The organism is Janthinobacterium sp. FW305-129 (genome assembly GCF_020858115.1).
Classification (GTDB): Bacteria; Pseudomonadota; Gammaproteobacteria; order Burkholderiales; family Burkholderiaceae_D; genus Janthinobacterium.
Map to the genome: position 1 here is coordinate 578,541 of NZ_JACYMM010000002.1, position 23,415 is coordinate 601,955.

The 23,415-nt window shown below is 60.4% G+C and carries 17 protein-coding genes and 1 pseudogene; 8 read left to right on the plus strand and 10 right to left on the minus strand.

Going from position 1 to position 23,415, the window contains the following annotated elements:
• The 3 genes from deoC to xapA form a co-directional block, all read right to left on the minus strand.
• A complete protein-coding gene (deoC, locus tag IGS61_RS06210; protein ID WP_230538800.1) occupies nt 1-960 on the minus strand; it encodes a deoxyribose-phosphate aldolase in 960 nt (319 codons plus the stop codon).
• Nucleotides 957-2,150, minus strand: coding sequence for a phosphopentomutase (locus IGS61_RS06215; protein ID WP_230538801.1), 1,194 nt, complete (start codon nt 2,148-2,150; stop codon nt 957-959). Before IGS61_RS06215 ends, deoC begins: the two co-directional genes overlap by 4 nt.
• A 118-nt stretch (nt 2,151-2,268) precedes the next feature.
• Complete coding sequence (xapA, locus tag IGS61_RS06220; protein WP_230538802.1) at nt 2,269-3,108, minus strand: xanthosine phosphorylase; 840 nt, start codon at nt 3,106-3,108, stop codon at nt 2,269-2,271.
• A 388-nt stretch (nt 3,109-3,496) separates the two neighbouring features.
• Here xapA and IGS61_RS06225 point away from each other — a divergent pair, with 388 nt between their 5' ends.
• The 7 genes from IGS61_RS06225 (at nt 3,497) to IGS61_RS06255 (ending at nt 11,620) form a co-directional block, all read left to right on the plus strand.
• Nucleotides 3,497-4,654 (plus strand): carbohydrate kinase, encoded by a 1,158-nt coding sequence (locus IGS61_RS06225; RefSeq protein ID WP_230538803.1) that lies wholly within the window; start codon nt 3,497-3,499, stop codon nt 4,652-4,654.
• A 3-nt stretch (nt 4,655-4,657) separates the two neighbouring features.
• Nucleotides 4,658-5,587, plus strand: a complete 930-nt coding sequence (locus IGS61_RS06230) for a pseudouridine-5'-phosphate glycosidase (protein WP_442908032.1) — start codon at nt 4,658-4,660, stop codon at nt 5,585-5,587.
• Between the two features lie 92 nt (nt 5,588-5,679).
• On the plus strand, nt 5,680-6,582 hold the full coding sequence (locus IGS61_RS06235) for a LysR family transcriptional regulator (RefSeq protein ID WP_086140167.1): 903 nt from the start codon (nt 5,680-5,682) through the stop codon (nt 6,580-6,582).
• A gap of 379 nt (nt 6,583-6,961) precedes the next feature.
• Complete coding sequence (locus IGS61_RS06240) at nt 6,962-7,957, plus strand: BMP family lipoprotein (protein WP_230538804.1); 996 nt, start codon at nt 6,962-6,964, stop codon at nt 7,955-7,957.
• 81 nt (nt 7,958-8,038) lie between these two features.
• Complete coding sequence (locus IGS61_RS06245) at nt 8,039-9,568, plus strand: ABC transporter ATP-binding protein (protein ID WP_230538805.1); 1,530 nt, start codon at nt 8,039-8,041, stop codon at nt 9,566-9,568.
• Nucleotides 9,565-10,644 carry an ABC transporter permease gene (locus IGS61_RS06250; RefSeq protein WP_230538806.1) on the plus strand — a complete coding sequence of 360 codons (1,080 nt, stop codon included), beginning with the start codon at nt 9,565-9,567 and terminating at the stop codon, nt 10,642-10,644. Before IGS61_RS06245 ends, IGS61_RS06250 begins: the two co-directional genes overlap by 4 nt.
• A gap of 4 nt (nt 10,645-10,648) precedes the next feature.
• Complete coding sequence (locus IGS61_RS06255) at nt 10,649-11,620, plus strand: ABC transporter permease (protein WP_086145100.1); 972 nt, start codon at nt 10,649-10,651, stop codon at nt 11,618-11,620.
• Nucleotides 11,621-12,044: 424 nt separating this feature from the next.
• On the opposite strand, the pseudogene IGS61_RS06260 reads toward IGS61_RS06255, so the two are convergent.
• Nucleotides 12,045-12,629 (minus strand): annotated as a pseudogene (locus tag IGS61_RS06260) (NUDIX domain-containing protein); the annotation flags it as partial.
• 75 nt (nt 12,630-12,704) lie between these two features.
• Between IGS61_RS06260 and IGS61_RS06265 the strand changes: the two are divergent.
• On the plus strand, nt 12,705-13,469 hold the full coding sequence (locus IGS61_RS06265) for a DeoR/GlpR family DNA-binding transcription regulator (RefSeq protein ID WP_230538807.1): 765 nt from the start codon (nt 12,705-12,707) through the stop codon (nt 13,467-13,469).
• A 35-nt stretch (nt 13,470-13,504) separates the two neighbouring features.
• Here IGS61_RS06265 and IGS61_RS06270 read toward each other — a convergent pair whose 3' ends face one another.
• The 6 genes from IGS61_RS06270 to guaD form a co-directional block, all read right to left on the minus strand.
• Nucleotides 13,505-14,575, minus strand: coding sequence for a S1/P1 nuclease (locus IGS61_RS06270; RefSeq protein ID WP_230538808.1), 1,071 nt, complete (start codon nt 14,573-14,575; stop codon nt 13,505-13,507).
• 8 nt (nt 14,576-14,583) lie between these two features.
• Nucleotides 14,584-15,813 (minus strand): phospholipase D-like domain-containing protein, encoded by a 1,230-nt coding sequence (locus IGS61_RS06275; protein ID WP_230538809.1) that lies wholly within the window; start codon nt 15,811-15,813, stop codon nt 14,584-14,586.
• 16 nt (nt 15,814-15,829) lie between these two features.
• Nucleotides 15,830-17,515 carry a bifunctional metallophosphatase/5'-nucleotidase gene (locus IGS61_RS06280; protein WP_230538810.1) on the minus strand — a complete coding sequence of 562 codons (1,686 nt, stop codon included), beginning with the start codon at nt 17,513-17,515 and terminating at the stop codon, nt 15,830-15,832.
• 158 nt (nt 17,516-17,673) lie between these two features.
• The gene (locus IGS61_RS06285; protein WP_230538811.1) at nt 17,674-20,034 is read right to left on the minus strand and encodes a TonB-dependent receptor; all 2,361 of its coding nucleotides are present in this window, start codon (nt 20,032-20,034) and stop codon (nt 17,674-17,676) included.
• 531 nt (nt 20,035-20,565) lie between these two features.
• Nucleotides 20,566-22,053 (minus strand): adenosine deaminase family protein, encoded by a 1,488-nt coding sequence (locus IGS61_RS06290; RefSeq protein ID WP_230538812.1) that lies wholly within the window; start codon nt 22,051-22,053, stop codon nt 20,566-20,568.
• A gap of 43 nt (nt 22,054-22,096) precedes the next feature.
• Nucleotides 22,097-23,413: a guanine deaminase gene (guaD, locus tag IGS61_RS06295; protein WP_230538813.1), complete on the minus strand. Its 1,317-nt coding sequence runs from the start codon at nt 23,411-23,413 to the stop codon at nt 22,097-22,099.
• Between the last annotated feature and the right edge of the window lie 2 nt (nt 23,414-23,415).

Genomic DNA, 23,415 nt, shown 5'->3' on the forward strand with positions numbered 1-23,415 from the left:
TTAAGGTTGTGCGTGACGATGATTGGCCGAGTAGCTGCCGGTGACGTAGTGCTCGAGCTGGCGCTCGATGTCGGTCAGCAGGCTGGAAGCGCCGAGGCGGAACAGGTGCGGCTGCAGCCATTCGTTGCCCAGTTCTTCCTTCATCAGGGTCAGGAACTGCAGCGCGCTCTTGGCCGAACTGACGCCGCCGGCCGGCTTGAAGCCCACCTTGAAACCCGTCTGTTCATAGTATTCGCGCACCGTGCGCACCATCGTCAGGGCCACGGGAATGGTGGCGTTGACGCTTTCCTTGCCGGTGGACGTCTTGATGAAATCGGCGCCGGCCATCATGCAGACCCACGACGCCTTGGCCACGTTTTCCATGGTCAGCAAGTCGCCCGTGGCGAGAATCGCCTTCACGTGCGCTTCGCCGCACGCCTTGCGGTAAGCCAGCATTTCGTCGTACAGCACTTGCCAGTTGCCGTTCAGGACGTGCTGGCGCGTGATGACGATATCGATTTCCGAAGCGCCTGCGGCGACCGACAGTTCGATCTCGCGCAGCTTCGTTTCCATGTTCGTCAGGCCGGCCGGGAAGGCGGTCGACACGGCGGCGATAGGCAAGCGGCCCTGGATGACGTTCACGGCCGGGGCAATCATCTCGTGGTACACGCACACGGCGCCGGTGCTCAGCTGCGTCAGGCCCAGCGCATCCATCAGGTCGGCGCGCAGCGGACGCATGGCCTTCATGCACAGGCGCTCCACGCGGCCCGGCGTATCGTCGCCGCCCAGGGTGGTCAGGTCGATCATCTGGATGGCTTTCACCAGCCAGGCGGCCTGGTATTCCTTTTTCACGGTACGGCGGTTCGCCAGGCTGGCCGCGCGGCGGTCCGTCGCGGCGCGGTTGACGCGGATCTGGTTGATCCAGCCCAGGTCGAGGCCGACGGCCTCGTTACGCTTGAATTCGGGGTGCATGAGTGTCATAACAAGCTGGTTCCATTAGCAAGTGGTGGTACGCCAAGGTGCTTGGCGAGGGTTTGGCCAATATCGGAGAACGTCTCGGAAATACCCAGTGCGCGCGGGGCGACGCCGGGACCGAAGAAGATCATCGGAATGTGTTCGCGGGTGTGGTCGGAGCCGTGCCAGGTGGGGTCGCAGCCATGGTCGGCGGTGATCACGACCAGGTCGCCTTCCTTCAGCTTAGCCATGAATTCCGGCAGGCGCGCATCCATTTCGCGCAGCGCGTCGGCATAGCCCTCGACGTTGCGGCGGTGGCCGAAAGCCTGGTCGAAATCGACGAAGTTCACGAAAGTGAGCGACTTGTCCTGCACTTCATCGGCCGTCTTCAGCAGCGCTTCGAACAGCGCCATGTTGTCGACGCCCTTCACGACTCTGGAAATACCCTGGGTGGCGAAAATGTCGCTGATCTTGCCCAGGCCGACGACTTCGCCGCCCGCATCCTTCACGTGGTCGAGCAGGGTCTTGCTTGGCGGCGCCACCGCATAGTCGTGGCGGTTGGAAGTGCGCGTGTAGTTGCCGTTGCTGCCCGTGAACGGACGGGCGATGACGCGGCCGATGTTGTACGGTTCGACCAGCTTGAAGGCCATTTCGCACACTTTGTACAGGCGCTCGAGGCCGAACGATTCTTCGTGCGCGGCGATCTGCATCACCGAGTCGCCCGACGTGTAGATAATCAGCTTGCCGGTGGCGACGTGCTCGTCGCCATGCTTGTTGATGATGTCCGTGCCCGAGGCATGGCAATCGCCGAGGAAGCCCGGCACGCCGGACAGGGCTTTCAGTTTGTCGGTCAGGTCGGCCGGGAACGATGGCGTGGTGCGGGGAAAATATCCCCAGTCGAATTCGACGGGCACGCCGGCGATTTCCCAGTGGCCGCTCTGCGTGTCCTTGCCGGTGGAGCGCTCGCGCGCCGCGCCGTAGGCGCCGGTGAAGCCGTCGCGCTGGTCGAAGCCCGTGGCCCATTCGCCGCTGGCCAGGTGCGCCGCGGCGCCCAGCCCCAGGCGTTCCATGTTCGGGAGTTTCAAGGTCTTGCCGCTTTTGGCGACAGTGCTGGCAATGTGGCCAAAGGTATTGGCACCTGCGTCGCCATACTTGGCGGCGTCTGGCGTCGCGCCAAGGCCGAAGGAATCAAGCAGGAGGATAAATGCGCGTGACATGATAAGGCTCGCTTTATGGATTGATGCGGGGTGATGCGAACAGTGTAGGCCGGATTTCCCCGGCCTGCCGCGCGGCAGCGCCGGTGGCCGGCGCGCCGCTACTGCGTAAAAAAAGTGCTTAGGCTTGCGGCTTTTCAGCTACTTTGGAGAGGAAGGCCAGAATCAGCTTGACCAGGTCTTTTGCGCCGATGGCCGCGTATTTCAGGGTTTGCTCGTGCGACAGGGCGAATGGCGACATGCCTTCGGCCAGGTTGGTGATGACGGACACGCCCACCACTTTCAGGTCGCAATGGCGGGCCGAGACCACTTCCGGCACCACGGACATGCCGACCGTATCGGCGCCCAGGCGGGCCATCATGCGGATTTCGGCGGCCGTCTCGAAGTTCGGGCCTGGGTAGGCGACGAACACGCCTTCGTGCAGGGTGATGCCATTCGAGGCAGCCGTGTCCGCGACCAGCTTGCGCAGGTCCGCATCGTAGGCATTGGCCATGCTGAAGAAGCGCGGGCCGAAGCGGTCGTCGTTCGGGCCGACCATCGGCGTACCCGGCAGCAGGTTGATATGGTCGCTGATGGCGACCAGGCTGCCGGCGTCCACTTCAGGGCGCAGGGAACCGGCGGCGTTGGTGACGAACAGCATTTCGCAGCCCAGCAGTTTCAGGGTGCGGATGGCGCTCGTCATCACGCCCATGCCATAGCCTTCATAGAAGTGGCCACGGCCCTTCATGCAGACGACGGCGACGCCCGACAGGGTACCGACCACCAGTTCGCCCGCATGGCCGTGCACGGTGCTGATCGGGAAGCCTGGCAATTCGTCAAAGCTGATGCTGACGGCGTCCGTCATCTGCTCGGCCAACACACCCAGGCCGGAGCCGAGGATCATCGCCACGCGCGGCTTGAAATTTTCAGGAGCGCGGGCACGGATGATTTCGGCGGCGTGGAAAGGGGCGTTGTTCGACATGGTTATCCTCTGATTGACTAATGATGATGGTTGCTGCCTGCGCAGCCGCGCCCGGTGAGGGGCTGCGGCCCAGGTATCGGGTTTGTATGGTGTTACAGGTATATCGAAATGCGTATTGTCTCTATTTGCCGCCACTATGCATCAAACGGAATATGTATGGCAAATACCATTTTTCTTACCAATTTATACAATTTAAATATAAATCGCCGATATTATAGTCCAGGCAAGCGTTCGTCCGCCAGCAGCGGCCACGCCCCGGCAATGCCCCGGAAATGCATGCATACAAGCTCCATACGAACACGTTTCGCGCACCTTTGAGACGAACTTGACACTGCAAAGACAAATGTTTACAGTTTCGGACAAATGTTTAATCCTTCAGCGAAAACCTGTGACCGATACCAATAAAAAAGACCAGCTGTACACGCTGATCCGCAACAACCCCTTCATCTCGCAGCAAGACCTGGCGAGCGAACTGGGCTTGTCGCGCTCGGCCGTCGCCGGCCACATCGCCGGGCTGATCCGCGAGCGGCGCCTGCTGGGACGCGCCTACGTGCTGCCCGACAGCCGCCCCGTGCTGTGCATAGGCGCCGCCAACCTCGACCGCAAGATGCGCACGCTGGCCACCCTGCAGATGGGCACCTCGAATCCCGTGCGCTCGGAAGAAGTGTTTGGCGGCGTGGGCCGCAACATCGCGGAAAACCTGGCCCGATTGTCGATCCCCGTCGCCCTGCTGACGGCGCTGGGCGACGATGCGGCCGGCCACGCGCTGCAGACGCACGCGGAAGACGCGGGCATCGATATGCGCGGCAGCCTGCATTTAAGCAACACCAGCAGCGGCACCTATACGGCCGTGCTCGATGAACATGGCGAAATGCTGCTGGCGATGGCCAACATGCAACTGTATGAACAGCTGACGCCCGCCTTTTTGCACAGCCGCCAGCCGCAGCGCGCCGCCGCCGCCCTCACCGTCTGCGACCTGAACCTGGGCCACGACAGCGTGCAGGCACTGCTGGCCGATGCGCGCCAGGATGCTGCCCGCGCGACGCCGCTGGTCATCGTCGCCGTCTCGCAGCCGAAGATGGCGCACCTGCCGCAAGACCTGACGGGCTTGCACTTGCTGATCCTCAACCGGGGCGAACTGGAAACGCGCGTGGCGCGGGCCTTGCCAACGGCGTTTGAGGTGCGCGCCGCCTGCCGCGAAGTGCAGCGCCAGGGCGCGCGCCAGGTGATCGTCACCTGCGGCGGCGAAGGCGTGTATTTCACCGATGGCGACAGCCTGGACGCGCCCATCGTCCACCTGGCCGCGCGCGAAGTGGACGCCGTCGACGTGACGGGCGCCGGCGACGCGTTTTCCGCCGCCGTCTGCTGGTCGCTCTACCACGACAGCAGCGATTTGAAACTGGCATGCCGGCGCGGCCTGAAGCTGGCCGCCATGACACTGGAATCCGACGCCACCGTCTCGCCACTGATCTCGGCCGGCGCCCTCGACGACATCGACGACGCCGATCTGGCGCCGCCTCCCCCTACCCTCTTTCAACAGGATTGACACATGACGCAATTGAATAACTTCCTCTCGTTCTCGCAAGAAGTCCTCGACGCGCGCGCCGCCGGCAAGGCCATCGTGGCGCTGGAATCGACCATCATTTCGCACGGCATGCCGTATCCTCAAAACGTGGAAATGGCGCGCGAAGTGGAACAGATCATCCGCGACGGCGGCGCCGTGCCGGCCACCATCGCCATCATCGACGGCAAGATCTGCGTGGGCCTGTCGCCGGAACAGCTGGAATTGCTGGGCACCTCGCCCGACGCTATGAAAGTCAGCCGCCGCGACCTGCCATTCGTCCTGTCGCAGCGCAAACTGGGCGCCACCACCGTGGCCGCCACCATGATCTGCGCGGAACTGGCCGGCATCACCGTGTTCGTCACGGGCGGCATCGGCGGCGTGCACCGCGGCGCGGAAACCAGCTTCGACATTTCCGCCGACTTGCAGGAACTGGCGCAAACGTCGGTCGCCGTCGTCTGCGCGGGCGTCAAATCCATCCTCGACATCGGCCTGACCCTGGAATACCTGGAAACCCATGGCGTGCCCGTCATCAGCGTGGGCCAGGAAGGTTTTCCCGCCTTCTTCACGCGCGAAAGCGGCTTCAAGGCCGATTTCCGCCTCGACACGGCCGCCGAGCAGGCCGCCTTCATCGGCACCAAGTGGCAGCTGGGCTTGAAAGGCGGCGTGATCGTCAGCAACCCCGTGCCCGCCGCGCAAGCGATGCCGAAGGAAGAAATCGATGCGATCACCACGCAAGCGCTGCAGGAAGCGGACGCGGGCGGCGTGAAGGGCAAGCAAGTCACGCCTTTCCTGTTGTCGCGCATCAAGCAACTGACGGATGGCCGCAGCCTGGCGACGAATATCGCCCTGGTCAAGCACAATGCGCAAGTCGGCACCGCGCTGGCCATTGCCATGCAGGCTGTCGTGGCACGATAATAGGACTGCCATAAAAAAGCGCGCGGCCCTCAGGTTCGCGCGCCGTTCCCGCGCTTAGGTTCCCGCTTAGTATCAGGTAATGCAAGGAAAGCATGTCCATCGATCTGAAACAGTTAAAGTATTTTCTTGCCGTTGCCGAGGAGAAAAGCTTCAGCCGCGCCGCCGAGCGCCTGCATATCTCGCAGCCGCCCCTGAGCCAGCAGATCATGAAACTGGAAAGCGAACTGGGCGTTCGTCTGTTTGCGCGCACCACGCGCACCTTCGAGCTGACCGTGGCGGGCAAGGCGCTGATGAACGAGGCGGCCGAACTGCTGGCCAAGATGCGCATGACCATCGACACCATCCGCCAGATCGACCGCGGCGAAGTGGGCCGCTTGCGCGTGGGCATCGTCGGCTCGGCCATGTGGGGCCCCATCCCCAGCCTGCTGGAAGAATTCCAGACCAAATTCCCCCGCGTCACCTGGACCATCCATGAATTCGGTCCCACGGTGCAATATGAAGCCTTGCGCGCCAAGCAGATCGACGTGGGTTTCTGGCGCGAACCCAAGCTCAATGACGACGACTTGCGCCACGACAACCTGCGCCAGGAACTGTGCTTCCGCGAAAACGTCTGCGTGGCCGTCAATGAACACCATCCACTGGCGAAAAACACCGCCATCGAGCTGATCGACATCGCCCACGAGCCGATGCTGACCCTCAACCTCGATAAATCCGCGTTTCCACGCTACCTGGTGCAATGCTGCATCAACGCGGGTTTCGAACCCGTGATCTTCCAGGAAGCGAGCGAGCCGCAAACCCTGCTGGCCATGGTGGGCGCGGGCCTGGGCGTGACCCTGGTGCCGGAAACGACGAGCCGCATCGGCTGGCCCGGCGTCGTCTTCCTGCCCATCAAGACGAATCCGCCGTCGGCCAACCTGTACATCAGCTACACGACCCTCGATGACGCTCCCGTCGTGCGGGCTTTCCTGAATATTATCAATCCCCCATCAGCCTGACAGGCCATTTATATGCGCCGCATATAAATACATAAACAAAAACGTATTTGTCATACATATCTGGCATGATGCATAGTGATTCGGACGCCCATCGCGGCGCCGGTTCCGTGCTTGCCCAGCCCGTCCACTGACGGCGCATCCCAGCCCGCTCCGGCAGCCCCATTCGATGTTGTACCTATAAAAGAGACGGGGCGCGACTGTTGCATGAGCATCACACTGTCGACATCAAAGCAGTCGAGGCCAGCAATGATCTTGTGCAATACAGTGCAATGTTGATAAGGAATTATCACCTCGTGCATCAAAAACAGGCTAAATCGGCCCCAAATTATATGTTTCACCTATAAAAAATATACAATATCGATCTTCCAGGAGCCAATTCATGAAACTTACACAATTTAGTTTGACGATCGCAGCCGTATTTCTGACTGCTCAAGCGTCCGCGGCTACCCCAAAACTGGGTGTCGTGTATGACGCGGGCGGCAAGTTCGACAAGTCGTTCAACCAATCCGCTTTCGAAGGCGCCTCGCGCTTCAAAAAAGACACGGGCATTTCCTTCATCGAAGTCCAGGCATCGAGCGATACGCAAGCCGAGCAAGTCATGCGCGGCCTGGCCCGCAAGAAACTCGACATGATCGCCGCCATCGGCTTTGCGCAAACGCAAGCCGTGCAAAAGGTCGCCAAGGAATTCCCGAACGTGAAATTCGTGCTGATCGACGGCCAGGCCTCCGGCAGCAACGTCAATTCCGTCGTCTTCAAGGAAGAAGAAGGCTCCTACCTGGTGGGCGTGGCCGCGGCCATGGCCAGCAAGAGCAAGAAGGTCGGCTTCATCGGCGGCATCGATATTCCCCTGATCCGCAACTTCGCCTGCGGCTACGCGCAAGGCGTCAAGGCCGTCAATCCGAAGGCGGAAATCACGCAAAACATGGTCGGCACCACGTCCGGCGCCTGGAATGACCCGGCCAAGGGTGGCGAACTGGCCCGCTCGCAATTCGAGCGCGGCGTCGATGTCGTCTTCGCCGTCGCCGGCGGCAGCGGCATGGGCACCTTGCAAATGGCCAAGGAAAAAGGCAAGCTGGCCATCGGCGTCGATTCGAACCAGAACCATTTGTATCCAGGCAGCATCCTGACCTCGATGGTCAAGCGCGTCGACAACACGGTCTACGACAGCTTCATGGAAGTCAAGAACGGCACCTGGAAGGGCGGCGTCAGCTATAAAGGCTTGAAAGAAGGCGGCGTGGATTGGGCGCTCGACGCCAACAACCGCAAGCTGATTACGCCGGAAATCGAAAAACGCGTGTTGGGTGCGCGTAAGGACATTATCGATGGCAAGATCAAAGTGATCGATTACCGCGTCGGCAGCAGCTGCCCGGTTTAATTTTTCTCCGTATCTTTTAGCGCGCCGCCGGGGCCTGTCTCCGCGCGGCGCGTTTCCATGAAACTATCCAGTTATGAACCTATGCAGCCAGCAGTAGAATTTCGCAGCATTTCCAAGCAATTTGGACATGTGAAGGCGAACGCCGACGTCAGCTTCTCCATCGCCAAGGGCAGTATCCACGGCCTGGTGGGAGAGAACGGCGCCGGCAAATCGACCTTGATGAGCATCCTGTACGGGTATTACCGTGCCGACGGCGGAGAAATCTTGCTCGACGGTAAAGTACAGCCTATCCGCAACAGCCAGGAAGCGATCAACCTCGGCATCGGCATGGTGCACCAGCACTTCATGCTGGTCGAGAACTTCACCGTCCTCGACAATATCATGCTGGGCACGGAAGGCGGTTTTCGCCTGGCCAGCCACCGCACGGAAGCGGAAGCGAAATTGCGCGAAATTTGCGCGCGCTACCGCCTCGACGTCGACCCGCTGGCGAAGATCGAAGACCTGTCCGTCGGTGCGCAGCAGCGCGTGGAAATCCTCAAGCAGATTTACCGCAGCGCCAATATCCTGATCCTCGACGAGCCGACGGCCGTGCTGACGGCCCAGGAAACGGCCTCGCTGTTTGAAATCCTGCGCCTGTTCAAGGAGCAAGGCAAGACCATCATCTTGATCACGCACAAGCTGCAAGAGATCCTGGAAATCACCGACAACGTCACCGTCATGCGCGGCGGCACGGTGGTGGGCGCCGTGGCAACGGCCGGCACCTCGAAAGAGGAACTGGCCAACATGATGGTCGGCCGCCCCATCCAGAGCCACCTGCCCCGTGCACCGTACAATCCGGGCGCCACGGTGCTGGAAGTCGACGGCTTGCAACTGGCCGACGAACAACAAGTCAAATTGCTGGCCGACATAGGTTTCAACTTGCGCGCCGGCGAAATCGTCGCCATCGCGGGCGTTTCCGGCAATGGCCAGAGCGAGCTGCTGGAAATCCTCTCGGGCATGCGCTTGCCCACGTCCGGCACCTTGCGCTTCCTGGACAAGGACTTGCCGTTTGCCAAGCGCCACGATGCCGATGGCTTGCCGCTGGCCTTCCGCGAGCTGGGCATCGCCCACATTCCGGAAGACCGCTTGCGCGATGGCGTGGTGAAAAATTTCTCCGTCATGCAGAACACCATCCTCGGCTATCAGGACCACCTGAAGAACCGCTGGGGCCTGTTCAACTTCAAGGCCATCGGCGCCCGCTGCGCGGAACTGCTGAAGACCTTCGACGTGCGCCCGGCCAATCCGGACCTGCGCATCGGCTTGTTGTCCGGCGGTAACCAGCAAAAGGTGGTGATCGCGCGCGAAGTGCTGGCCAAGCCGAAACTGATGCTGGTGGGGCAACCCACGCGCGGCGTCGATATCGGCACCATCGAAAGCATCCATACGCAATTGCTGGCCCTGCGCGACGCGGGCGTGGCGATCCTGCTGGTGTCCGTCGAACTGGAAGAAGTGCGGGCGCTGGCCGACCGCATTCTCGTCATGTGCGGCGGGCGCATCACCGGCGAACTGAAAATTGAAGAATTCGATACCACCCGCATCGGTCTGTTGATGGGGGGAATGCATAAATCATGAATAACGACTTGCCACGCTGGGCGACAGCCTTTGTCATGCCCATGTTAAACCTGCTGTCGGCCTTGCTGGTCTCCGCCCTGGTGATTTATATGCTGGGCGAAGACCCGGCCGAATCGCTGTCCATCCTGGTCCACAGCGCCATCCTCAATCCGGAAGGCTTGAGCTACACCCTGTTCTACGCCAGCACCTTCATTTTCACGGGCCTGTCGGTTTCCGTGGCGATGCAGGCCGGCCTGTTCAATATCGGTTCCGAAGGCCAGATGTATATCGGCGGCCTGGGCTTGACGGTGGCCATGCTGGCCTTCGACCAGACCCTGCCCGCCTTGCTCTTGATTCCTGCCGCCATGATCGGCGCGGCCCTGTTCGGTGCCTTGTGGGGCTTTTTGCCCGGCTATCTGCAAGCGAAGCGCGGCAGCCACATTGTGGTGACCACCATCATGTTCAACTTCATCGCCGCCAGCCTGATGAATTTTATTATCGTAAAGTACCTGATCCCGCCGGGCGAGCAGAACACGGCCAGCCGCGTGTTTGCGGAAAGCGGCGAAATGCCGCGCCTTTCCACCTGGTTCCCGTCGCTGGGCGACACGCCGCTGAACATCAGCTTTATCCTGGCGATCGCCGCGCTGGTGATCTACGGCGTGATGGTCTGGCGTTCGTCGTGGGGCTTCAAGCTGCGCGCCACGGGCTTGAACAAGCATGCGGCCCACTATGCGGGCGTGTCGATCAGCAAGATGATCATCATCGTCATGCTGATTTCCGGCGCGCTGGCGGGCTTGGGTTCCGTCAATTCCATCATGGGCTCGACGCATTACCTGTCGCTCAACTTCGTCGGCGGCGCCGGTTTCATCGGCATCGCCATCGCCCTGATGGGGCGTCAGCATCCGGTCGGCATCTTCCTGTCGGCCGTGCTGTTCGGTGCGCTGATCCAGGGCGGATTCGACCTGTCGCTGGAAAAACCGAATATCCCGACGGAAACTTTCATTTTCATCCAGGGCTTGATCATCCTGTTCTGCGGCGCCATGGAAAACTTCTACGCACCGGCCATTTCCGCCCTGCTCAAGCGCACCAAAGGCTAACACCATGACACTCGACGACTTTCATTTCGCCAGCATCCTGGTATCGACCGTGCGCAATGCGCCCGTCCTGATCTTTGCCGCCATGGCCGGCCTGTTCGCCGAACGCAGCGGCATGATCGACATCGGCCTGGAAGGCAAGATCCTGGCCAGCGCGTTTGCTTCCGCCGCCGTGGCCTACACGACGCAAAACCCGTACTACGGCATGGCTGCCGGCATGCTCGTCTGCGTCGCGCTGGCCCTGCTGCAGGCGTACGTCAGCATCACGCAAAAGGGCAACCAGCTGGTGGCCGGCATGGCCATCAACATCGCCATGAGCGGACTGACGTTTGTGCTGGCGCAATTTTTCTTCCAGCAGGGCGGCCGCACGCCCGACCTCGGTTCGGCGCGGCTGTTCGACGTGGTCTTGCCGGGCACGCAGTACGTGGAACACATTCCCTTCATCGGCTGGGTATATGCCCACCTGATCGGCGGCCATTCCATCCTCGTCTACGTGGCGTTCCTGCTGATCCCGCTCGTGCACTGGCTGCTGTACCACACGCGCTTCGGCCTGCGCCTGCGCGCCTGCGGCGAAAACCCGCATGCGGCCGACTCGGCTGGCGTGAGCGTGGAAGCGACGCGCTACCTGGCCATGCTGGTGGCCGGCATCCTGTGCTCGTTCTCGGGCGCGTATCTTGCCATCGTGCAAAGCGGCTTCTTCCTGCGCGACATGTCGGCTGGCGCCGGCTACCTGGCCCTGACGGCCATGGTCTTCGGCAACTGGCGCCCCGTCTACACTTTCCTCGGCTGCCTGATGTTCGGCTTCTTCGCCGCCATCCAGATTCAAATTGAAGGCGTGGACTTGCCCGTCGTGGGCCGCATCCCCGGCTCGCTGATCCAGATGGTGCCATACGTCGTCACCGTGATCGTGCTGGCGGGCCTGATGGCGAAATCCATCGCGCCGAAGGCGATTGGCATTCCGTTTGTAAAGTCTCGTTAAGCCTGGCTTTGACGTGGCGCAAAAAAGCGAAGCCCACGGGCTTCGCTTTTTTTTACGCCATTGGAATCTCGTCCGGTGAAAAAAATACGGCAAGACCCAGGCTGCGCGCCACGTTGACCATCTGGTCTGCCCCAGCCGATGCGCCACCGAGGCGCAGCACGGCATCGCAATGGCTCAATAAACGCGTCGCATGCGCGTGAAACAATTCCTCGTACACGGCATCGCCCACCCCGGTTGAGCCTGCCAGCGCCAGCATCGGCAAGGCCAGCCATTCACCGAGCACGGGCATGTGTCCCTTTTCATACAACGGAAGGCAGACGGCTTCCATGGCCGCCACATTGCGCGCAATCAAGGCCGGATCGTCGCCCGTGCCGGAACGATACGGGCCAGCCACTAAAATCTGCAGTCCCCTTTTGCGCGGCATCAAGTGCAGCTGCGCATGCTGCAGCAGCATGATGGTCTTGCCGTCGCAGATGCGCCCGTCCGCCACCATCCGCAGCGCTTGCGCCAGGGGCAGTTCCAGCACTTCGATGTCTTCCCCTTCGTGCGCCAGGCCGCCGCCGTCGCCGATGCGGCTGGCCGGGTCGTATTCGGCCACGAAGAAATGCAAGCGCTCCGTCACGGAACCGGGGCTCATGAAGGCCTGGAACACCTTGTGCACCTGCCCCACCCGGTAACCGGTTTCCTCTTCCACTTCGGCGCGGATGCGCTGCTCGGCGCTGGCTTCTTCCAGCAAGCCGGCGGCCGCTTCGATGAGGAAACCGTCGTGGCCCTCGCGATACGTGGGAAAGCGGAACTGGCGGATCAAAACCACCGTGCGTTTGACCTTGTTGTACAGCAGGATGGTGGCGCCATCGCCGCGGTCATAGGTTTCCCGCGTCTGCGTCTGCCATTCGCCATCGTGGCGCAGATAGTCGAACGTGGTCTTTTGCAGCAGATACCAGTCATGCGACAGGGTTTGCACCTGCTGGATGCGGACCCGTTCCTGCTTGCTATTTTCTTCGCGCATATCGTCTCCTTGTGCTTGCGTTCGTCGACTTTATCATGCAAACTCGTGCAATATCAAGAAAATATAAGAAAAACCATGCTCACACATCAACGCAAACAATACCTGCTGGACTTGCTCCAGCGCGAAGGGCAGATCGTCGCCAAGGCCGTCAGCGACGCCCTGGGCTTGTCGGAAGACACGATACGGCGCGACTTGCGCGAGCTGGCGAAAGAGGGTTTACTGGAACGCGTGCACGGCGGCGCCCTGCCCTTGCTGCCCCGTTCGCCCGCGCTGGCACCGTTTGCCGGGCGCGAACAGATTTCGCCGGAAGCCAAGCCCGCCATCGGCCGCGCAGCGGGCGCCATGATACAAACGGGACAAGTGGCGTTCATCGATGGCGGCACGACCGCCGTGCAGCTGGCGCGCCAGCTGCCGCGCGACTTGCGCGCCACCGTCGTCACGCACAGCCCGTCGATTGCCGTCGAACTGGTGCATCACCCGTTCATCGAGGTGCTGATGCTGGGCGGGCGCCTGTACAAGCACTCGATCGTGGGCGTCGGCGCGGCCACCGTGGAAGCCATCGGCCGCATCCGCGCCGACCTGTATTTCATGGGCGTGTCCAGCCTGCATCCGCAAGCGGGCATCACCACCGGTGATTACGAAGAAGCGTGCGTGAAGCGCGCGCTGAGCGAGGCCGCCGCACGCACCGTTGTGCTGGCGTCACCTGAAAAGTTCAACACAACCTCGCCGTTCCAAATCGCACCCTTGAGCCATATCAACGATATCGTCGTGCACCGCGACGTGGAAGACGCCCTGGTGGCCCCCTTCCGCGAGATGGGCATCGCCATCACCCTGGCATGAAAAAAGCGGCCCGCAGGCCGCTTTCGGATGACACCTTACTGTGGCCAGATCGCCTGCAGCACGGCAGCCAGGCGATAGCCCGCCTCGGTCAGCTGCTGCTTGGCCAGCGCCGAGCTGGGCACCGGGTAATTGTCCGGCACCGTCAAGCTCCACACATTATAGACATCGCCCTTGCGGCTGGTCTGCTGCGTGGCCGGTCCCGCCGCCACGTCCGTGAAAGCAAGCTTTGACGCCGCCAGCGCGGCATCGGCCCACTGATACGGCCAGGTGGCGGGGTCGCCACTATTGGCGCTCACCACAGGCACGCTGGCGATCACGGTGCGCGCGAACTGCTGCGGCGTGCGCGTGCTCAGGCGGCGCATGGCGTAATCGACCACGGTCGTGTCCCAGTATGAATGCAGGGGCCTGGTGGACGACTTCGGATAGCTGCTGGCCGGTTTGGCCGTGCCGTCTTCCGTGGGCAGCGGCGCGGGGATCACGGCGTCCGACAGCGCCGTCATCTTCGCATCGTCGAGCAGCAAGTCGTTGCCGCCGCGCGCATTGAAAATGGCGACGTCGTCGATCTGCGCCTGTGTGGCGGGCACGAAGAACTGGCCATCCTTGCCGAGAAACGCATTGCCCACATGCAGCGGCTGGTGGATATCGCCCACCAGGTGCGTGATCAGGATCAGCGCTTCGCGCTGGCTGAAGCCGTGCGGATTGCTGGCCGCATCAGTCTTGCCTTGCAACACCAGGATCGCCCGCTTGAGCGTCTGCACGATATCGTCGTCGGCCGTGCCCACGCCATGGTCATGATAGTGCGCATTCTGGAATGGCACGTTCGTGTAATGGTACTCGCCATGCTTGGGGTTCGCCGCGACATAGGTCAACATTTCCGGCGATTGCGGGCCGCAATACGTGCCCTTCACGCAGTCGGGCCAATTGGCGATCTTTTCCAGGCTTTCGCCCGGCAACAGCAATTGGGAGATATGCGCCTGGGCCGCGCTGCCTTTGAGCAATTGATCGGCAATGGCGCCCACGGCGCGGTGGCCGTCGTTGCCCCAGGCCAGCGCATTGCCGGAAGCGAAAGCGGCGCCCAGCGCCAGCACGCAGAGTAATTTTTTCATGTTCACCATTACTCCTTGCCCTGTGGCGTGGCTTTCGCCGGCTTCGGATACTGCTTGTTGATGTCGATCGGCTGCGCATACGCCGAGCTCCACGTCTGCTCATGCAGCGCGGCGATGCGTTGCGCCATGGCGTCGTTGCGCAGCACCACTTCCAGGTTGCGCGACAAATCAAAATAGCCGCCCGCCCAGTTGCTCGTGCCGACCCAGGCCAGCTTGCCGTCGATGCTCATGGTCTTGCTATGGATCACGCGCGCGAACGGGATGAAACCCGTCGAGGCGGCAGGAATCGTCACGATGCGGATTTCCACGTTCGGCAGCAGGGCCAGGCTTTTCAGGTAGGCGATGGCCGGCGCTTCCGTATTCCAGGCGGACACCATCAGCTTGATCTTCACGCCGCGCTGGGCGGCGGCGCGCACGGCGTTGTCGATCACGGCGTAGTACGGCCGCGTGCGGTTCGGGCCATACGACAGCGGCGCATAGTCGAGCAACTGGATGCGCACTTCGTTTTTCGCTTCCGCCAGCAGGGCGGGCAAGCCCGTTTCCGAGTCGCCCACGCCGGCCGGGTTGTACGCGTTCGGGCTGGCCAGCAGGAAGGCGTTTTGCGCGTAATTGGCTGGCACCACCTTGCTGTTGAGCACCGTGGCGCGGCTGCCTTGCGATGTCAGCGCCTGGGCTTGCCAATCCTGTTCAAAAATCGCCTGCACCTGGCCCACCATGCTTGGCTCCGTGATCTTCAAGCCCGTTTCATGGATGTGCTCGAAAGAGCGCCAGTCGAAGTTCTGGCTGCCGATGTACGCGACCTGGCCATCGACGGCCAGGTATTTTGCGTGCACGATGCCATTGCCCGTGATTTTATTGAAATCGATGAGGCGCAAGTCCAGGTTCGGAATCGCCTTGATGCGGGCGATGGTGGCCGCTTCCGACAGGCCCACGCCCTTCTGGTCCAGCAGGAAGCGGATCTTCACGCCGCGCTGGCCGGCGGCCGTCAGGCTGGCCAGCACCTTTTCAAAGGCCGTGCCCGGCTTGCTGACGGCATAGAACTGGGCGATGACGATCTCTTTTTTTGCACCATCGAACAGCTCGCTCCACACGGCGACGGGCTCGCGCAGGTCGGGATTGGTCAAGCTCGTTTCCACGGGCGAGGTGTGCACCAGCTCAAAGCCGGGTATTGTGAAATCGGCGTGGGCCGTGCCCGCGAACAGGGTAGTGACGAGCAGGGAAACAGATAAACGACGCATGGTTATTCCTTATAGATTATTTGACGCGCACGATGCGGCCGGCCGCCGTGGCGCTGCCAGCGGGCTTGCCGGCCCGCGCGCGGTCGATCAGGTAATTGCTGAAGGCATCGATGTCGCGCACGCCCGTGTCCAGACGGCGCGTGCCGGCCGCCAGCACGGTGAAGCGGTCGCCGCCGCCGGCAAGGAAACTGTTGGCCGCGACACGGTATTGTTGGCCGTCATCAATGGCGACGCCATTGAGCATGATGCTGCCGGGCAGCACGCGCTGGCCCTGGGGCCGCGTGCTGTCCCAGCGATAACTAAAACCTTCGGACACTTGCAGCAAATTGCCTTCGCCGGCCTCTTCGCCCGGCCATTGCTGTTCGAGCAAGGTGCGGATTTGCGCGCCGGAAAGACTGACGACGATCAAGGTATTGCCAAACGGCACCACGGCCTGGTTCTGACCCACATTCGTCATCAGGTCGGCACCCGCTTCCAGGTCCTTGCGGATGCCGCCATTGTTCATCAGGCCGATTTGTGCGCCGGCAGCGCGCGCGCCGAACAGGGTGCTGTCTGCCACAAGGTCACCCAATGGGGAAGCGCCGCCGCCCTTGGTGCTGCGGCCCACGCTAGATACGGCGATGGCGGCCACGGGACGCGACAATTCGGCCGCACTGCGTTGCTTGACCGATTCCAGGTAAGAAGCCACGGCCGGGTCCGGCTCATACATGCCTGGCAACATGACGACGTTTTGCGCGCTGGCATCGATCAGCGCATTTTTGACGGGATCGACCTTGAGTTTGATGCGCGTCAACATGTGTCCGCCCATCTGTGCTTGGGTCACGAGGCGGCCATCGACACGGCACAGATAACCCTGGTGCGAGTGACCGCTGATGACCAGCTGAATCGCCGGATCGAGGCGTTTCACCACGTCGACCACTTCGCCTTTCAGGTGTCTGCAGTCGGGCTGGTCGACGGCTTCCTTCGTCTCGCCGCCCTGGTGCAGCAGCACGACGAACACGCCCACGCCCTGCGCGCGCAATTGCGGCAAGGTGGCGTTGATGGCGTCCGCTTCATCGCCAAACTGCAGGCCGGCAATGCCGGCTGCCGTCACCACGGACGGCGTATCTTTCAGCACGGCGCCGATCAGGCCCACCTTGACGCCATGCGCCTCTTCGATGCGGTAGGCGGGCAGCAAGGACTTGCCCGTCTGCGTGTCGATCACATTGGCCGCCATATAGGTATAGCTGGCGCCCTTGAAGTCGGGCGTGAACTTGCACGCCTTGTCGGCGCGCGACGATTCGCAACCGCCGCGCTGCTGGCGCAGCAATTCCGCCTTGCCCTGGTCAAATTCATGGTTGCCGACGGAACTGGCCTTCATGCCCAGCATATTCATGGCGACGATGCTCGGTTCATCGGCCCACAGCGCCGACATGGCGGGGCTGGCGCCGACCAGGTCACCATTGCCGACAAAAATCAGCTGCGCATCTTCGCGCCGCCATGCCTTCAAGGCGCCGGACAAGGTATCGATACCGCCCGCCTGCACCGTCTTGCGCTCGGCATCGGCAACACTCGTGTAGGTAAATTTGCTGCGGTCGAGGTTGCCGTGAAAATCGTTCAGGGCGACCAGGTTGATATCGACGGGTGCCACGGGATGGGTGGCGCAACCGGTCATGGCGGCGGCGATGGCCACCGCGATCAGGGATAAGGGCAGTGTTTTCATAGGCTTCGCAGCATAGCGCAACGGCCGGGGTACGGCATTGCGCAAACGGGTTAAACAAGGTCCGGCTGCACAACGCCGGCAGAAAAGAAAAACGGGCCCTGAGGCCCGTTGCAACACATCGCGCGCAGCCTGGCCTGCAGGCTGCGCGTCAGCGTCGATTAGATATCGATCGACAGGGTGACCGATACGAAGCGTGGTGCGCCCAGGTAGTAACGCTGGGTATCAACCGACGTCGTCACACCAGCGATAGGCTGCGTGTTCTTGACGGTGGTCGAGGACGGATTGCGGTACTGCTTGTCCGTGATGTTGCTCAGGTTAAACGTCAGCTTAGGACGCTTGATGTAACCGAAGTTGGCAAAGGTGTAGCCGCCGTCGATACCGAAGGTGGTGTAGCCTGGTGCCGTTTCATCATTGACCATCGATGCTTGCTGCTGGCCGGTGGCGCGCGCTTTCACGCGGGTCCAGAACGAGCCATTCTGATATTCGATCGACAAGCCGGCTTTCTTCTTCGGCGTGTTGATCATTTCCTTGCCAGCAGTCGGCAGGTACACATTCGTCGCGGACAGCATGTCGTCCTTGATTTTGCTGTTATTGAAACCCAGCGAACCGTACATCGCCCAGCCATTGATCGGCGTATTGCCGATTTCGAATTCCAGGCCCTTGTTGGTAACGCGGCCAACGTTGGTGTAGCTGCTCGCTTGCGTGATTGGATCGAAGGTGGTTGCCTGACGATCCTTGAAATCGACGAAGAACGCCGTCACCGAGGCGATGAACTTGTCATCTTGATGGCGATATCCGATATCGGTATTCCACGACGATTCTTGTTTCACATCACCAACAAAGTTGGCGACGCCATTGACCACTTTCACGCTGGTACCGATGTTGCCAAACACGAAGTTAGGGGGTGCTTTGACGTTTTTAGCGACAGAAATGAACACTTGGTCGTCGTTGGTGATGCGGTAACGCGCACCCAACTGCGGCAGCAAGGTGTTGTATTTCTTGATCAGGTTGTACGGCTTGACATTGTTGTTTTCGTCGCCGTAGTTGGTGAAGTCGCGCTTCACGTTCGGGCTGCGCACGCCGATATTGATCTTCAGCTTGTCATCATTCAGGCTGATCGTGTCTTGCAGGAAGAACTGATAAGCGGTCGAAATCGACATCCAGTTACGGCTTTGCGCTGGCGTGCCATCCGGACGCAGGATCTGGCCGTTTTGCAGCCAAGGATCTTGCGAGATACCATCGTTGCTCAGCGCCAGCATCGGGCCGGTTTGCTGATGGCGCGCACGTTCGTACCAGAAGCCACCGAGCACATCGTGGTTACCCGATACCCAGTTCAGCGACGCGGTCACGCCAGGACGGAAGGTCTTGGTGACGCTGGCGTTGGCGACCAGGATGGTATCGAGGGTATCGCCGTCGCCATTCAAGTCGACGCCGCTATTGCGCAGGCCGGTGGTCGCGTCATAAAAACCTTTTTCCGACTGGGCGCGCTGTTGCACGCCGCCGTTACCATAGCCGTACCAGATGTATGGCAACACTTTCAGATCCAGGTTCTCGTTCAGGCGAAACTTTGCCGTAGCCGATGCGATGGCATTCTTGAATGGATTGATGCCCAGTTTGTAGAAAGCTGGCGACTGTGTGCTTTCTTTTTGTTCCACGCCTTTTACCGGCTTCAGATGGCCCTTGAAAGTATCGGCGTAATCAAAGTAATAACCGTTCTTGTTGATTTCCGACAAGGTCAGGTTATTAATATTGTTGTTCATCGCCTCGTTGTACAGCAAAGTGGCATGAATATAGTTGAAGCGGTCCCAATCGTAATTGATACCAGCATCGATATGGTCGCGCTTGGCGCCGCCCTTGCCTTTCCATTTGTCGGCTTCAGCATGCGAAGCGGACACGAACATCTTGGTGCGCTTGTCAGAGAACAGGCCGGTGTCGACGCGCACGAAGGTTTTCTTCATGTTCAGTTGACCGATGGTCTGCATCATGCGCAGGCGATGCTTGTCTTCAGGATTACAGGTGTTGATACCGAAGTTGCCGCCGGTGGCGCCCACTTGTGGCGAATCGGCATCGGTCGAACCCTGGGTCACGGTTTGCGAGCAGGTATTTTCCTGGTCGACATATTCTTGTGGGTAGATGGCAAAACTACCGGAGTCATTCACCGGCACGCCATTGATCGTGGCGCCGATCTGGTCGGAGTTAAAGCCGCGCAGTGTCAGGCCGCCGCCGAACAGGCCAGTTGCATCGTAGTTGTAGCTATTGACAGCTGGCAACATCTCCAGGGCTTCGTACGCATTGCCCGTTGGACGCTGCTTTTCCAGTTCTTCTGCCGTAATCGTGCTGCGTGCTTTTGGCGCATCTTCCGTCACCATCAGGCCCATACCGGTTTTTTTAGCGGTAATGACCACTTTTGTGGCTTCGTCAGCACTTTGCGCATGCGCAGTAGAGATGCCGAAGCAGGCCAATTGGCATGCCACTGCGATCATACTTAGTCGCAATTTTGGTTGTTGAATGAACTGCATTTGAACCCCCTAGAGTGTGTTGTAACTTACAAGATTTTGACTTGCTTATATTGTGGTGAAACACGGAAACTATCCAACTAGACACGGCAGTATAAAGATCGAATATTTCAAATCCGTTACACGGATATGACCGCAATGTGACAGGAGCCGCTAGACATCCTGAATTGTCACAAAAGCGATATCAAAAATGACTTATTCAATTCTTCGCCGTCCAACTATGCATTAAGGTCTGTAGGCTGACAAATACGTTTTTTTTTAATAATTTATATATAAAAAATATAAATCACCGCTGGAAGCCGCATTTTTTGTATCAACCGAGCAAGCTCACCTCATCGGGGCGAAATTATAGATGAGCGGCAAGACTTGGAAATTGTTTCAGAAAATAATTGCAAGAAAGCACTACTAGCGCATCATTTTTTGTCGTAAAGGCACAACAAAAAGGAGAAAAGGAGGGTTTTGTAACTATGAAGATCAGGAGACTACGCGACCGCTAGTTGCGGTCGCGTGGCAGGAGGGAGAGGTGAAATACTTTTACGGTTTTACAACAGTTGCCTTAGTATTACTATTTGCGATCAAGGCTTCAAATCGGGTAAAACGGGCATCGAGCGCTTTCAGCAAACGTTGCTTGTCCGCTTCTGCCAGGAAGGAATAGCGCAGGCTGTTGTACGACAGCTTTTTGATTTCCGCATAATCGGTCTTGTACTGGCTGGCAAACAGCACGTATTCATTCGACAAGGTATTGCGCGACACGCCCGCGTCATCGGTGGAGATCACGAACGGCACGCCATACTTGCGGTACAGGGTGACCGGATGCGCCTGCCCCTTGATGCCGAGGATGTAATCGTTGCTGGTCAGGTTCACTTCCACGGGAATGCCCCGTTCGCGCATCTTTTGCATGGTGGCCAGCGCATTGTGCTCGTAGGCAATATCCATGCCGTGGCCAATACGGTCGGCGCCGGCTACATCGACGGCTTCGGCGATATGGAACGCCATGCCCTCCGGCGGCACCATGCCCAGCGCCAGCTCGCCCGCGTGCAGGGCGATCTTGACGTTCGGATATTTTGCCTTGAGGAACTTGAACATTTCCATGTGCAGGCTGTAATCGCGCATGGACACGTTCACGCTTTCCTGGCCCACGATATTGACGCCCACCAGCAGCGGATTCAGGCTGGCCGCCTTGAACGCGGCCACCATGGACGAGAACACTTGCGATGGCGACAGGAAACGCAGCACATACGCCTGGTAGCGCATGGTGAAGTGCGCATCGTCGATGCCGGCGCTGCTGGCGTTCACGTTATCGTTGTAGGCGGTGATGCTTTTCTGGAAGCTGGCGTCCTGCTCCAGGCTGGCTGTCCACTTGGCCAGTACGGCTTGCAACGCTGCCGGCGGCAAGCCCGGCGTCAGCACTTGCTGGTCGAACTGGGTGTTCTGCACGAAGGGCGACAGTTCGAAAATCGTCTCGATGTAGCTGAGGTTTTCCGCGATGGCGCGCTGCTTCAGGGTTTTCAGGCCGTCGGCCGTATTCGTCGAGGCGACAGGGCCGAAGTAGCCGAAAGTATCAAAGAAAGTACGGTCGGGCGGCGTCTGGATGGCGCCGTGGTTATAAAAGTCCTTGGTGGACCAGCGCTGCAGCAGCTCCGCATACAGGCCCGCATCGGCAAACACTTCCGTGGACGACAGGCAGCTGCGCTGTCCGGCCGGTTTGGCGCGCTCAGCCGCGACGACGTCCTTGTTGCTTTCGATGCGGTACGTTGTCTTGTTGACGCAATAGTTTTCCTTGTCGACCCAGTCGAGGAATTGCTCGGCGTAGATGGCGCCCGAGTAATGGTGATGCAGGTCGCCGCCCTTGGGCATCATGGAAAAGAACAGGCTCAACTCGGCTGTCTTCGGCTGCGCACCGCCAACCAGAGCGGCAAAATGGCGCGCCGTGGCCGCTTCGTTGGAAGTCGGGGCGGCCTGCGCCGTTCCGGTCAAGGCCAGCGCGGCGCCAAGCGCCAGGCCAGTGAGTTTTATGTGCATTCGCGTTCTCGCTCAGGATGATTCGTGTTGAACAACGGGTAGGTCAGCCCTGCCCCCGCACGTGCACGCATTGCCCGCCCGAATAGGTAGCGGCCACGGCGCGGTCGTCACCGAGCAGCGCGAAGGCAAACAGCAATTCCTCCAGGCTTTGACAACCAGCCGTGCGGCGCGCCAGCAGCGGCGTCGATTGCTTGTCGAGCACGATGAAGTCCGCTTCCGTGCCAGCTGCGAAATTGCCCAGGGTGCCTTCCAGTTGCATGGCCCGTGCAGCGCCCAAGGTCGCCAGGTAAAACATGCGCAAGGCGGGCAGATAGCTGCCTTTCAAGCGTGCTACTTTATAGGCTTCGTTCATTGTTTGCAACATCGAGAACGAGGTGCCGCCACCTACATCGGTGGCCAGCGACAGCAGCACTCTCGCCGCATCGGCCCGCTCGAAATCGAACAGGCCGCTGCCCAGGAACAGGTTTGATGTAGGACAAATGGCGGCCGCCGAAGACGTTTCCGCCATGCGTGCGCGGTCGCGCTCATCGAGCCAGATGCAGTGGCCGAACATGGCGCGCGGGCGCAGCATGCCGTACTGGTCATACACGTCGAGGTAGCTGCGCGCCTGCGGGTGCAGTTCGCGCACCCAGCGGCATTCATCCTCGTTTTCCGACACGTGGGTTTGCAGATAGGTATCCGGATAGGCGCGCGCCAGTTCGCCCGCCAGGTGCATCTGCTCGTTCGTCGACGTCGGCACGAAGCGGGGCGTGATCGCATACAGCGAGCGGCCATGCTTGTGCCAGCGCTGGATCAGCGTCTCGCTTTCGCGCGCGCCGGACTCGGCAGTATCGCGCAGGAACTCTGGGCAATTGCGATCCATCATGACCTTGCCCGCCACCATGCGCAAGCCGCGCGCCTCGCTGGCACCGAAGAAGGCATCGACCGATTGCGGATGCACGCTGCCATACACCATGGCCGTCGTGGTGCCGCAGCGCAGCAGTTCATCGAGGAAAAACTCGGCCACGTTGCGCGCATGTTGAGGATCCTCAAACGCGCGTTCGGTGGGAAACGTGTACGTTTCCAGCCACGGCAGCAGGCCCGGCGCGGGCGAGGCGATCATTTCCGTCTGCGGAAAATGCAGGTGGGTATCGATAAACCCGGGCACGATCAGCTTGCCCCGGTAATCGACGATCTCGCTGCCAGGCGGCAAGGTCGCCAGCAGCTGCGCGTAGTCGCCAGCGGCCACGACCTTGCCATCGGCCACGATCAGCAAGCCATCGGCATGCCAGGCGTGCGCCTCCTCATTGAAAGCGGGATCGGCGTGGAAGTGCAGCAAGCTGGCACGGTAAGCTTGCAATGTGGCAGGAACAATCGGCATGA

Bases quoted from the DNA above. Each gene is read 5' to 3' on its own strand.
- deoC (WP_230538800.1), bottom strand. From the start codon at position 960: ATGACACTCATGCACCCCGAATTCAAGCGTAACGAGGCCGTCGGCCTC.
- IGS61_RS06215 (WP_230538801.1), bottom strand. From the start codon at position 2,150: ATGTCACGCGCATTTATCCTCCTGCTTGATTCCTTCGGCCTTGGCGCG.
- xapA (WP_230538802.1), bottom strand. From the start codon at position 3,108: ATGTCGAACAACGCCCCTTTCCACGCCGCCGAAATCATCCGTGCCCGC.
- IGS61_RS06230 (WP_442908032.1), top strand. From the start codon at position 4,658: ATGACGCAATTGAATAACTTCCTCTCGTTCTCGCAAGAAGTCCTCGAC.
- IGS61_RS06235 (WP_086140167.1), top strand. From the start codon at position 5,680: ATGTCCATCGATCTGAAACAGTTAAAGTATTTTCTTGCCGTTGCCGAG.
- IGS61_RS06240 (WP_230538804.1), top strand. From the start codon at position 6,962: ATGAAACTTACACAATTTAGTTTGACGATCGCAGCCGTATTTCTGACT.
- IGS61_RS06245 (WP_230538805.1), top strand. From the start codon at position 8,039: ATGCAGCCAGCAGTAGAATTTCGCAGCATTTCCAAGCAATTTGGACAT.
- IGS61_RS06250 (WP_230538806.1), top strand. From the start codon at position 9,565: ATGAATAACGACTTGCCACGCTGGGCGACAGCCTTTGTCATGCCCATG.
- IGS61_RS06255 (WP_086145100.1), top strand. From the start codon at position 10,649: ATGACACTCGACGACTTTCATTTCGCCAGCATCCTGGTATCGACCGTG.
- IGS61_RS06265 (WP_230538807.1), top strand. From the start codon at position 12,705: ATGCTCACACATCAACGCAAACAATACCTGCTGGACTTGCTCCAGCGC.
- IGS61_RS06270 (WP_230538808.1), bottom strand. From the start codon at position 14,575: ATGAAAAAATTACTCTGCGTGCTGGCGCTGGGCGCCGCTTTCGCTTCC.
- IGS61_RS06275 (WP_230538809.1), bottom strand. From the start codon at position 15,813: ATGCGTCGTTTATCTGTTTCCCTGCTCGTCACTACCCTGTTCGCGGGC.
- IGS61_RS06280 (WP_230538810.1), bottom strand. From the start codon at position 17,515: ATGAAAACACTGCCCTTATCCCTGATCGCGGTGGCCATCGCCGCCGCC.
- IGS61_RS06285 (WP_230538811.1), bottom strand. From the start codon at position 20,034: ATGCAGTTCATTCAACAACCAAAATTGCGACTAAGTATGATCGCAGTG.
- IGS61_RS06290 (WP_230538812.1), bottom strand. From the start codon at position 22,053: ATGCACATAAAACTCACTGGCCTGGCGCTTGGCGCCGCGCTGGCCTTG.
- guaD (WP_230538813.1), bottom strand. From the start codon at position 23,413: ATGCCGATTGTTCCTGCCACATTGCAAGCTTACCGTGCCAGCTTGCTG.